Raw genomic sequence first — 12284 nt, 5'->3', positions numbered from 1 at the left:
AGAATTGCAGTGTTATGGTGAATATAAAAGGTTATTTGTCAAGAAATAGACCATAAAAAACCTCAAGCCAATGTTTAATTTAGCTTGAGGTTTTTTAAAATTGAATATTACTTATAAAGCAGAGCTTAAAATAGAAATAATTAACTTAAAATCAAACTGTCATCTTCGACCTTTTCACCGCGCGTTTGCTCAAACATATCAAGTAAATCATGCACGGTCATACCTTGACGTTTATCACCAGAGACATCGAGCACTACTTGCCCTTGATGTAGCATGACGGTTCTGCTGCCATGTGCTAAGGCTTGCTGCATAGAGTGAGTGACCATCATCGTGGTCAGCTTATTATCCGTGACGATTTTATCTGTCAATTCTAAGACAAACGCTGCTGTTTTAGGGTCAAGTGCTGCCGTATGCTCGTCCAATAATAGAATTTTGGACGGTTGTAGTGATGCCATTAGTAGGCTTACTGCTTGACGTTGACCGCCTGATAATAATCCCATACGATCCGTTAAGCGATTCTCTAATCCCAACTTAAGAACAGATAACTTGTCGCGAAATAAGTCACGGTTCTTTTGGTTGAGTGCAAAGCTTAAGCCGCGTTTACCGCCACGTTTATAGGCGAGCGCCATATTTTCTTCAATGGTCAGCGCCTCACAGGTTCCCGCCATCGGGTCTTGAAACACACGAGCCACCCAATGTGCGCGTTGATGCGCGGTTTTTTTGGTAACATCAATGCCGTTTAGTAAAATCGAGCCGCTATCGACGCGCGTCGTACCACTGACTGCATTTAAAAAAGTCGATTTACCTGCGCCATTAGTACCGATAACCGTGACAAATTCGCCATCTGCAATATTCAGATTGATACCGCGCAGTGCTGGATTTTCAATTGGTGTGCCAGGATTAAAGGTCAACCGTAAATCTGTGGCTTGCATCATAATCGTTATTCCTTATGTTTGCTCTATGCTAAATGATAAAGGCTAATCAGCGTTTATCAGTTGACATTACGCCCGAACTTTACGGGTTAAAAATTTAGATTTTGCCTTTGGCAATACCAACGCGAGCACGACCAGCAACGCTGTAATCAAGTTTAAATCCTGTGGACCAAAACCAATACTACGCAGCGCATCACTCGACAATGCTACTTGAATAAATAGCTTGTAAAGGATGGCACCAATAATTACGGCTAAGGTAATCAGCCAAATCCGTTTAGCTGGAATGATGGTTTCACCAATAATCACCGCTGCCAAACCAATAACGATCGTACCGATACCAATAGAGATATCCGCGCCGCCTTGCGTTTGCACAAATAGCGCACCAGCTAAAGCAATCAGACCGTTAGAGATTGCCATACCAATGATGGTCATCCATGACGTATTGATGCCTTGCGCTTGCGCCATTCGCAGATTGGAGCCAGTTGCGCGCATAGACAGACCGGTTTCAGTATTATAAAACCAGTCCAATAACAGCTTGGCAATGATCACCACCGCGCCAATAATCACACAGCGCATCCAATAACCATTGCTATCCGTGACTAATGAGCTAAAAACGGTCGACTCGCCCAATAATGGTAAATTTGGCGCGCCCATAATGCGTAGGTTAACCGAATATAACGCCACCATCACCAAAATACTGGCAAGCAGTTGTAAAATACCGAGCTTAACGTGCAGCCATGCGGTCACGATACCGGCAACTGAACCTGCAAGCATGCCAAAGGCACAAGCAAGCCACGGATTGACACCGGCAACAATAGAAATACCCGCGACAGCGCCCCCTAAAGGAAAGCTCCCATCAGCGGTTAAGTCAGGAAAATCAAGCGTTCGAAATGAAATAAGAACGCCAAGTGCTACGAGGCCGTAAATAAGACCACTTTCAAGCGCACCAAAAAAAGCAATTAGAGACATAAGAAATCAGTAAGTCATAACCAAGCGTTTGGCAGCTTTATCAGAGAAATTATCCCGTGATAACAGACTGCAAACGGCTGAGCGGTGAATTTAACAGATTAAGCAATCTGCAGTTAGGGTGAACCAAAACAGCTTACCATGAGGAATAAACATAAACTCCCTTGATTTAAAGCTTGGGTAATACTAAACCTGAACTATTAAAGCGCTAGAAAAAGGTACTAAGCGCTTTAAAAATAAGCCCAGCTAATTGAGAAATCGCTGGGTATTGTCATTAAAAAAACAGTATTAAAAAAAGCAGTAGCGCCCTAAAGACAAGACGAATAACTGATGTAATAAACAGTTATTCGTCGGTCTTGTACTAGCGGCTAATAAGTAGGCGCTATTCTACCACTTCTTTTGCTTTATCGATAATCGCTTGTGGCAAAGTGATGCCTTCAGCCAACGCATTTTTTGGACTGACGAATAAATCAAGCTTTTGCGGAGTATATACTGGAATTGCGCCTGCTTTTTCGCCATTTAAAATACGTACGACGATTTTACCGGTTTCGCGACCAAGGGCGTAGTAGTCAACGCCAAGGGCAGCAACAGCACCGCGCGCTACTGAGCTGGTATCAGAAGCAATTAGCGGAATTTTACTCTCTTTTGCCACTTGAAATAAGGATTCATACGCAGACACCACATTATTATCGGTTGAAGTGTAAATCATATCGACTTTACCTTCTAAGCTACGCGCCGCCATGGCAATATCAGTACTACGCTGGGCAGGAGCTTCATGTACCTTGATACCTAGTGGGGTCAATTTCTCTTTTAGATTTTTTAGGATAATGGTTGAATTGACTTCACCAGGGCTATATACGTAGCCAACATTTTTTAGATTTGGAATGATTTGACGCATTAACTCAATTTGTGGCTCATAAGGAAGGGCATCAGAACCACCTGTAACGTTGGTGCCTGAACCATCAAGTTTGGATACCAATTTGGCTTCAACTGGGTCAGTCACTGCTGAAAATACCAATGGAATCGTGCTGGTCGCTGCTGCAACTGATTGCGCAGAAGGCGTACCAATAGCAACGATAACGTCTGAATTGTCCGCAACAAATTGCTTGGCAATCTGCCCAGAAGTTGCAGTATTACCTTGCGCACTTTGAAAATTGACTTTTAAATTGTCGCCTTCTTTAAAACCTGCTTCAGCCAACTCATCAATCACCCCTTTACGTACAGCATCTAGGGCTGGATGCTCAACGATAGCAGTAATGGCAACAGTTTTTACCGCTGTTGCATCTGTAACATTGGCATTATCCGTTGCCGCCCCGTCATTAGCAGGTTGGCTACAGCCCGTTAAAATAGCGGTACAAACACCGCCCCACAATAAGGCTTTGGCAAAACGATTTTGATACAACATGGTGTAACTCCTAAAAATAATAATGTGTCCATACGACAAATAAGCTATAAATTGGATACGATATGAATAAGGGTGTTTTACAAGTGTCTACTGACAAGCGCTGCTTTATAAGTGATTAAGCAGTTACTTAGTAGTAGCTTGGGCTTTAGTATCAACATTCACCCCATTTTTGAGCATATCAGCAGATAAAGTTGCACCCTGCGCCTTAGCATGTTTTGGGCTAATATATAAAGTCAGCTCGTTCATCACCTCAGGCTTAACGGTATTTACTGCTTCGCCATTTAAAATGCGATACACCATTTTTCCCGTCACGCGCCCAAAGTCATAATCATTGACCCCAAGCGCAGCGGTTGCCCCGCGCTGTACGCTAAATTCATCAGATGCCACGATTGGTAAGCGTATCTCATTTGCCGCTTGAGTCATTGCCTCAAACGCCGATGCCACATTATTGTCAAATGAGGTGTAAATAATGTCCGCGCGTCCCTGCAAGCTGCGCGTTGCCATGCCGATATCGGTTGGACGGTTGGCTGGAATGTCTAACAAGGCTAAGTTGCGGGCGGGTAATGCTTTTTTAAGCTCATCACGTAGCGATACGGAATTTGCCTCACCCGGACTGTATACATAGCCAATCGTTTTAAGATTAGGTTTAATCTTTTGTAATAAATCCAGCTGCGGTTCTAATGGCAACTGACTTGATAAACCAGTTAAATTATCTTGAAACGGCTTGCCATCGGCGGTGAGTAATTTTGCGCCTACTGGGTCTGATACTGCCGTATACACAATAGGAATACTGCGCGTAGCGGATACAATAGACTGTGCAGATGGGGTAGATATCGCTACAATCGCATCAGGATTATCACCGACGAATTGCTTAGCAATCTGACCTGCCGTTGCCGTATTACCTTGCGCACTTTGGAAATTGACGGTTAGATTTTTACCTTCAACATAACCATAGTCCGCCAGCTCATCGAGAATACCGCGGCGCATATCATCTAAAGAGGGATGCTCGACAATTTGGGTAATTGCCAAGGTTTTGGCAGGTTTTTCAGCTGTCGTGTCACTCTCAGTCGTCGCGGCATTATCAGTCGAGGGTTTCGAGCAGCCAAGTAGCCCAAGGGCACTAATAGCAGCTGCGCACAGGCTGAGGCGTAGGGTTGCGGCAATAGTCATTATTAGTTTAACTCGTCGATTAGAAGGTGCAAGCTAGACCCGTCAAGATAAGCTGAGCGGACTAACATAAAAGGGGTTAGGCATATTCTTAAGATGACTATATTATGACAGTAATAACACTTATCGCAATCAAAAATTCAGCCACACTCGTTTTGATAATAGTACTTTTGGTAGCTTATAAAAAAAGATGCCATAAAGACATCTTTTTTGTATTTATTACTTGTAGGTATTAAAGCGGATATTTTACTCACATTATGCCAGTGTATCACCAATAACCGCAGCGTCCGGTAGGGTAATCACGACAAGTGTGGTTTTTGGATCGCCTGCGGACAATATCATCCCTTCTGAGATACCAAACTTCATCTTACGCGGGGCAAGATTGGTCACGCAAATAACCTTTTTATCAAGCAATTGCTCTGGCTCATAAAACTTACGAATCCCGCTAAAGACATTACGTGTTTGTGCTTCACCCACATCTAAGGTGAACTGTAGCAGTTTATCCGCGCCTTCAACGTGATTGCACGCCAAGACATGAGCAACCTTCATCTCAACTTTGGCAAAGTCATCAATGCCTATATAGTCGGTTTGCTCAGTATTATCTACACTTGCCTTGGTAGCTTTATCAGTGGCGGCAGGTTTAGCAGCGTCAACAGCGGCGTCTGAGGTAACGCCTAATGAGGCTTTAGAATCCTCAACCATCGCGGCAACGTCTTTTTCCTCAATACGCTGCATTAACGGTTTAAATTTATTAATTTGATGACCAAGTAGCCACTCATTGCGGCTAGCAAAACTTAAATCATCAATATTTAAAAACTCTTTGGCATTGGCGGTCAGCTCAGGTAATACAGGCGCCAGATATACCATCAATTGACGGAAGATATTGATTGCCACCGAGCAGACATCTTGTACTTCTTGCTCTGCGCCTTCAACCTTGGCAAGCGCCCACGGTTTTTTCTCATCGATATATTCATTGGCTTTATCCGCGCATTGCATAATCAGACGCATAGCACGCGAGAATTCTCGGTTTTCATAAGCCGCGGCAATTTCATCGCCCGTTTTGGTAATATCGGCTAATAAATTTGGTTCAGCGCAGATATCTGTCAGCATACCGTCATATTTTTTGACCAAAAACCCAGCGCTGCGACTGGCGATATTGACGACTTTACCGACTAAGTCAGAGTTGACTTTTTGCATAAAGTCTTCTAAATCAAGGTTGATATCTTCGACTTTATCAGACAGTTTACTGGCGAAATAATAGCGCAGATATTCAGGATGTAAATGCTCAGCGTAAGTATCGGCTTTAATAAAGGTGCCACGTGACTTACTCATTTTTTCGCCATTGACCATCAAGAAGCCATGAGCAAAGACACCGGTTGGGGTGCGGAACTCACTACCAGCAAGCATGGCTGGCCAAAATAATGCATGGAAGTAAACAATGTCTTTACCAATGAAGTGATAAACCTCAGTTTTGTGCTCGTTTTCTTGCATCCAGTAATGGTCAAAATCAAGCGCTTCATCGCTACCAGCACGTTTTTCACACAAGTTTTTAAAGCTTGCCATATAGCCGACAGGCGCATCTAACCAGACATAAAAGTATTTTTCTGGCTCATCACTTGGCGTATCCGGAATTTGAAAACCAAAGTAGGGCGCATCGCGTGAGATATCCCAACTGGTCAAACCAGCATCAAACCATTCTTGTAGTTTATTAGCGACCGATACTTGCAGACGATTGTCACTACGCGTCCAATCTTTTAAGAATTGCTCAAACTCTGGCAAGTCAAAGAAATAATGCTTAGAGGTTTTAAGCACAGGCGTCGCGTTAGATAAGGTAGATTGCGGATTTTTTAATTCAGTTGCGTCATAGGTTGTACCGCATACTTCACAGTTGTCGCCATATTGATCGGGCGCGGCGCACTCAGGGCATGTACCTTTGACAAAACGGTCTGCTAAAAACAGCTGCTTTTCAGGGTCAAATAACTGCTCAACATCACGCGTAGAGATATGCCCTGCATCTCTTAAACGACGATAAATCAGCTCAGAACATTCCTTATTTTCGGCAGAATGAGTGGAGTGATAATTATCAAAGTTAATTAGGAATTTAGCAAAATCTGCTTCATGTGCCGCTTGCACATTAGCAATTTGTTGTTCTGGCGTGATGCCATTGTCTTCGGCTTTGAGCATGATGGCAGTGCCATGCGCATCATCCGCGCAGACATAAGTAACCTTATGACCTTGTGCCTTCATCGCCCGCACCCAAATATCGGTTTGGATATACTCTACAAGATGCCCCAAATGAATGTCGCCATTGGCGTAGGGCAGGGCACTGGTTACTAAAATCTCACGCACTTTCATCACCTATATCAAAGTATGAACCGATTAATTATCAAGCGTCTCAATCCGCTATGCCATCTATGTATGGCTAGCTATTGGTAGACGCGCTGTTGTTATCTGTATAGCGTTATGCTATAAAAGTTAAAAATTGTGCCTATAATACCGTAATTCTGCCAAATATGTGACGTTGGTTAGTAATTAACTCTATACTGAGTATACTTATACATCATATTTATTAATAAATACCGTCAACAAATAACCATAACTTTTTATTGTATGGTCTATAACTTTGTTCATTGAATAATAAGCAAAAATTAACCTGCAATCGTTTGATAAATGGTTTATATTAAGTGAACGCCAAATCCAACGGATGGATGTCAGCCTGCGCTATACATTATTTTTAGTCCTCCTGTTAAATCAGAGGCTAATCATAACGTCTATTAAGTTATTGCTAGTCTAAGACGATTCAATCTCAGTCAATTGTAACTGTCTTGATTGTAACCGTTTTATCGATACCAACGCCTGACCCCTCGCACCTATTACAATCGCACGATTTATTTATCATCTATTGATGACCTATAAGAAACATTATATCTAAAAAATTATACTCAAAATACACTCTAAGCACATTCAAATATTTATCACATATTCTAAAGAATAGCGGCACTTAACCGCCTGCTTTTTATTCAAAGCCGCGCAATAAGAAGGATGTCTTTTGCGTGTTAACCCTTGGTATAGCGTCAAAACCCAACAATGATGGCACAAGTCAACTGCCTGCCATAACCTTTGCGTATGACTACTATCACCACACTTACCCATAATAAGGACAATATATGGCGACCCAAATACAACAAGATTTAACAGGCAAGGTAGCCTTAATTACTGGCGCAGCAGCAGGTATCGGACGTGATATCGCAGAAACGTATGCTAAAGCTGGCGCCGCTATTGGTGTTGCAGATATCAATGTTGCAGGCGCGCAAGAAACCGTTGATATCATCACCAAAGCAGGCGGTAAAGCCATTGTGATTGATATGGATGTTCGTTTAGAAGATGCCGTTAATAATGGCGTTAAACAGCTTGTCGATACATTTGGTGGCATTGATATTTTGGTCTCTAACGCTGGTATTCAGCTCATTGACCCGATTACTAAAATGACCTTTGAGAACTGGAAAAATCTATTAGCAACGCATTTAGATGGTGGCTTTTTGACCACTAAAGCGGCTGTAGAATATATGTATAAAGACAATAAGGGCGGCACAATTATTTATATCGGCTCCATCCATGCTCATGATGCGTCACTATTTAAAGCTCCATATATTACAGCAAAGCATGGTTTACTTGGCTTATGTCGTGCAGTGGCTAAAGAAGGTGCGCCATATAACGTACGCTCGCATATGATTTCTCCAGGCTTTGTGAAAACAGCCATGGTTAATGACCAAATTCCGCTACAAGCGAAAGAAAAAGGCATTAGTGAAGAAGCGGTCGTCAATGATATCTTGCTTGCTAATACGCTAAATAAAGAGTTTACGACCATTGAAGATGTGTCACAAACCGCATTATTTTTAGCAGCATTCCCAACCAACGTCTTTACCGGTCAGTCTATTAACGCCAGCCATGGTTGGTGCATGAGATAGTTGCCATTTTTAAAATAAGTGGTTTTAAGTGCCATTTTTTATAAAACAACCATCATAAAAAATAAAAATAAGTGTGAAATCACCACAAGGTCGGTATTACTGGCGTTGTGGTTTTTTTATAGGTTTAATTCGGCTACACTGTATCGATGGCTAGACAGAAAGATTCTATTCCATCTGTTTAATCATAAATATCATCATCGTCGTTTATGGCAGCTACCATTAATGAGCATATTATTAATACCATAATAATAAAAATTTTTAAATCAACCGTTTAACGTTATAAAAAGAGAAAGTTAAACTTCAATCCATTCTAATTTGAGCCAATGATATTGGCTCTTTTTTTATGGTTCGCGGCACGGTTTTAGTATAGTACGGAGTAAAAAAGAATGAGTAATAAAGCCCTCGCGTTGAGGTTAAGCAACGCCATAGAGCAGCAGCAGTTTGATGAAGCATTCATTCAGGTTAAAACCCTACGCCCTATTGATATTGCTGACGTGTTAGCGTTAATTAAGCCTGCGCTTGCTTGGCAGTTGCTAGAGCGTTTGCCTAATCGTTCAACGGTTTTTTCTTATGTAAACACCGATATTCAGGTGGCATTAGCACAGGAGTTTCCAAGGGATAGTATGGCAAGATTAGTGGGCGAGATGCCTGCTGATGAACGCGCTGACTTATATAAATGTTTAAACCAAGACCAACGTGATACTTTACTGCCAGCACTTGCTCAAGCAAAGCGTGAAGATATTCGTAGGCTGGCAGCTTATGAAGAAGGTACGGCTGGCGCGTTGATGACATCAGACTATGCGACTTTAGGTATCCAAATGGATGTCACTGAAGCTTTGGCGGCTTTAAGACTGGAAGCGCCTGATGCGGAAACCATTTATCATGCCTATGTGATTGATGAACAGCGCAAGTTGCTTGGGGTTGTATCGCTAAGGACATTAATTTTAGCAGCGCCAGAGCAATTAATTCGCGATATTATGGTCAGCGCTATAGTCTCATCTAATGTGAATGAAGACCAAGAAGACGTGGCTAAAATGGTGGCGCGTTATGATTTGATTGCATTACCAGTTATTGATGATGGTGGCGCATTAGTGGGTATTGTCACTCACGATGATGCGATGGATGTCGCTAGTGATGAAGCCACCGATGACTTCCACAAGTCGGGCGGGGTGTCCACTATGGTGGGTAGACTTAAAGACGTCAGTATTGGGGTTTTATATCGTAAGCGCGTGTTCTGGCTGGTTTTTTTGGTATTCGGTAATCTGTTTTCTGGGTTGGGTATTGCGCACTTTGAAGATGTCATTGCTGCTAATTTAGTATTGGTATTTTTCTTACCACTCTTAGTGGATAGTGGTGGTAATGCCGGTTCACAGTCCGCTACCTTGATGGTGCGCGCTTTAGCAACGGGTGATGTGGTGATGCGTGACTGGTTTTCACTACTGAGCCGAGAAGCGATGGTGGCGCTGTTATTGGGTGGCACGATGGCAGTCGCCATCTCCATTATTGGTTATATTCGTGGTGATGAAGTGGTGTCTTTGGTGTTGGCACTCAGTATGATGTGCGTGGTGATGATTGGTTGTGTGATTGGCATGAGCCTGCCGTTTGTGCTTAATAAAATGGGTTTTGATCCTGCAACTGCTAGTGCGCCTTTAATAACGTCAGTATGTGATGCCTCAGGCGTGGTTATTTATCTGTTTATTGCTTCCAAGTTTTTAGTGGTATAAATGCATTATTAGAAAATGAGACCTACTGGCGTTGTGGTTTTTTTATAGGTTTAATTCGGCTACACTGGTATGATTACTTATGTGATTAATAGTATCGTTTATTGATTAATAATATCCGTTCTCCTCATTTGACCTATTTATAGTCATAGCCAATATACTCATATCGACAGCGAAGGTAACTATGTTTAACTTCATCAAAAAAATATCATCCTCAAAATCTGAAACCCCGCAACAGCAAGCCGCGCTTGATAGCGCCATTGATAAAGTGCTATCGAGCTATCAAGTGGATAAGATGAGCATTGCCACCATGGTAACTGGGCTTAAGCGTGATGGCGATGAGCTGACGCTTGATTTGCGTTTACCGGTCGGCTGCGACCCTGAAATTATCCAGCAAGAGCTTGGGTCACTGCTACATATGCATGGTATCAAAGCCATTCACATGAATGTACGACTGCCAGCACCGGCTAAAGGCGCAGAATCAACCTTGCCTAAACAGATGCCAAAAACCACCGATGCAATGAGTCATAAGCCAACAGTAGCCACAAAGCCGAAAACAGAAGCAGAACCACCGATTACTAAAGCGGCTCCTACACAAGCATCATTGTCTCCACATCCGCATATTCGCCATATTATTGTGGTGGCATCGGGTAAAGGTGGCGTTGGCAAATCAACCACGACCGTTAATATTGCCTTGGCGTTACAAAAGCTTGGTAACCGGGTTGGTGTACTTGATGCGGATATTTATGGACCCAGTATGCCCGCAATGCTAGGTGTTGCTAATGTGAAACCCGAGCTAGAAAACGAGCAATTCGTTCCCATCGATGCGCATGGTTTAGCAATGCTGTCTATTGGCAGCTTACTTGAGGGCGATAGTGTTCCTGTTGCATGGCGCGGACCAAAAGCCACGGGTGCGTTGATGCAGTTGTATAACCAAACCAACTGGCCGCAGCTTGACTATTTAGTCATTGATATGCCACCAGGTACCGGTGATATTCAGTTGACACTGGCGCAGCGTATTCCGGTGACTGGTGCTGTTATTGTTACCACGCCGCAGCATATTGCTTTACTCGATGCCCAAAAAGGTATCGAGATGTTTAATAAAACCCATATTCCAGTTTTGGGTGTGGTAGAAAATATGGCGCTACACACTTGTAGTAACTGTCAGCATACCGAAGCCATTTTTGGTGAAGGTGGTGGTGAACGTATTGCTGAGCAGTACCGTGTGCCATTATTAGGACAGCTGCCGCTCGCCAGCGGTATTCGCGCTCAGGTAGATAAAGGTGAGCCAAGTGTGTTGGTTAATGATGAATTTGCGCCGTACTATATAAGCATTGCCAAAAACATCGAAGTCAATATTGAGAAATTCGCTAAGCCTGTCGATGATAAGCGGATTTTTTAAGCCATAAAAAATCATCCTTGTGATTTGTTCGCTTTAAACCGTCGCGACGCTATAAATTTTAGCGACAATTCCGTATAATCATCGCTATTTACCCTTTGCTAAGGAAGAACAATGTCTATCAAATCTGACCGCTGGATACGTCAGCAAGCCGAAGAACATGGCATGATTGAGCCATTTGAAGCCGGTCAAGTACGCTTTAATGATAAAGGTGAGCGTCTGGTCAGCTATGGTACGTCAAGCTATGGTTACGATGTGCGCTGCGCCCCTGAGTTCAAAGTCTTTACCAATGTCCATTCCGTGGTGGTTGACCCTAAAAACTTCGATGAAAGAAGTTTTATTGATATCGTTGGTGATGAATGTATTATCCCGCCGAATTCCTTCGCTCTAGCACGCACGGTTGAGTATTTCCGCATTCCACGTGATGTATTGACTATCTGTTTAGGTAAATCAACATATGCGCGCTGCGGTATTATCGTCAACGTCACCCCGCTTGAGCCTGAGTGGGAAGGGCATGTGACCTTGGAATTTAGTAATACCACTAACTTACCAGCACGTATTTACGCCGGTGAAGGCGTGGCACAAATGCTGTTTTTCCAAAGTGATGCTGACGATGTCTGTGAGACCAGCTACAAAGATCGTGGCGGTAAGTACCAAGGTCAAACCGGTGTGACCCTGCCAAAAACTTAATAACAACTAAGTTTTAAATGCAAAAAAGCTGAGTGT

9 protein-coding genes are annotated in these 12284 nt (G+C 42.9%); 4 read left to right on the top strand and 5 right to left on the bottom strand.

Annotated features, from left to right (window positions below; translation table 11 throughout):
- Window positions 1-140: 140 nt before the first annotated feature.
- From AOC03_RS02725 to metG, 5 genes are all read right to left on the bottom strand, one after another.
- Window positions 141-935 (bottom strand): ABC transporter ATP-binding protein, encoded by a 795-nt coding sequence (locus AOC03_RS02725; protein ID WP_062533490.1) that lies wholly within the window; start codon window positions 933-935, stop codon window positions 141-143.
- A 66-nt stretch (window positions 936-1001) separates the two neighbouring features.
- Entirely contained in the window at window positions 1002-1901 is a 900-nt protein-coding gene (locus tag AOC03_RS02720) for an ABC transporter permease (RefSeq protein ID WP_062533489.1), read from the bottom strand.
- 379 nt (window positions 1902-2280) lie between these two features.
- Window positions 2281-3303, bottom strand: a complete 1023-nt coding sequence (locus tag AOC03_RS02715; protein ID WP_062533488.1) for an ABC transporter substrate-binding protein — start codon at window positions 3301-3303, stop codon at window positions 2281-2283.
- 123 nt (window positions 3304-3426) lie between these two features.
- A complete protein-coding gene (locus tag AOC03_RS02710; RefSeq protein ID WP_062533487.1) occupies window positions 3427-4473 on the bottom strand; it encodes an ABC transporter substrate-binding protein in 1047 nt (348 codons plus the stop codon).
- A 252-nt stretch (window positions 4474-4725) separates the two neighbouring features.
- The gene (gene metG / locus AOC03_RS02705) at window positions 4726-6825 is read right to left on the bottom strand and encodes a methionine--tRNA ligase (protein ID WP_062533486.1); all 2100 of its coding nucleotides are present in this window, start codon (window positions 6823-6825) and stop codon (window positions 4726-4728) included.
- Between the two features lie 812 nt (window positions 6826-7637).
- Here metG and AOC03_RS02700 point away from each other — a divergent pair.
- The 4 genes from AOC03_RS02700 (at window position 7638) to dcd (ending at window position 12248) form a co-directional block, all read left to right on the top strand.
- Window positions 7638-8438 carry a 3-hydroxybutyrate dehydrogenase gene (locus tag AOC03_RS02700; RefSeq protein ID WP_062533485.1) on the top strand — a complete coding sequence of 267 codons (801 nt, stop codon included), beginning with the start codon at window positions 7638-7640 and terminating at the stop codon, window positions 8436-8438.
- Between the two features lie 386 nt (window positions 8439-8824).
- Entirely contained in the window at window positions 8825-10162 is a 1338-nt protein-coding gene (gene mgtE / locus AOC03_RS02695) for a magnesium transporter (protein ID WP_062533484.1), read from the top strand.
- 181 nt (window positions 10163-10343) lie between these two features.
- Window positions 10344-11561 carry an iron-sulfur cluster carrier protein ApbC gene (gene apbC / locus AOC03_RS02690; RefSeq protein ID WP_062533483.1) on the top strand — a complete coding sequence of 406 codons (1218 nt, stop codon included), beginning with the start codon at window positions 10344-10346 and terminating at the stop codon, window positions 11559-11561.
- 111 nt (window positions 11562-11672) lie between these two features.
- Entirely contained in the window at window positions 11673-12248 is a 576-nt protein-coding gene (dcd, locus tag AOC03_RS02685) for a dCTP deaminase (protein WP_062533482.1), read from the top strand.
- Window positions 12249-12284: the final 36 nt, after the last annotated feature.

Source organism: Psychrobacter urativorans, from assembly GCF_001298525.1.
GTDB lineage: Bacteria > Pseudomonadota > Gammaproteobacteria > Pseudomonadales > Moraxellaceae > Psychrobacter > Psychrobacter urativorans_A.
The sequence above is the reverse complement of the archived record's forward strand: the minus strand, read 5'-3'. Positions and strand labels throughout refer to the sequence as shown.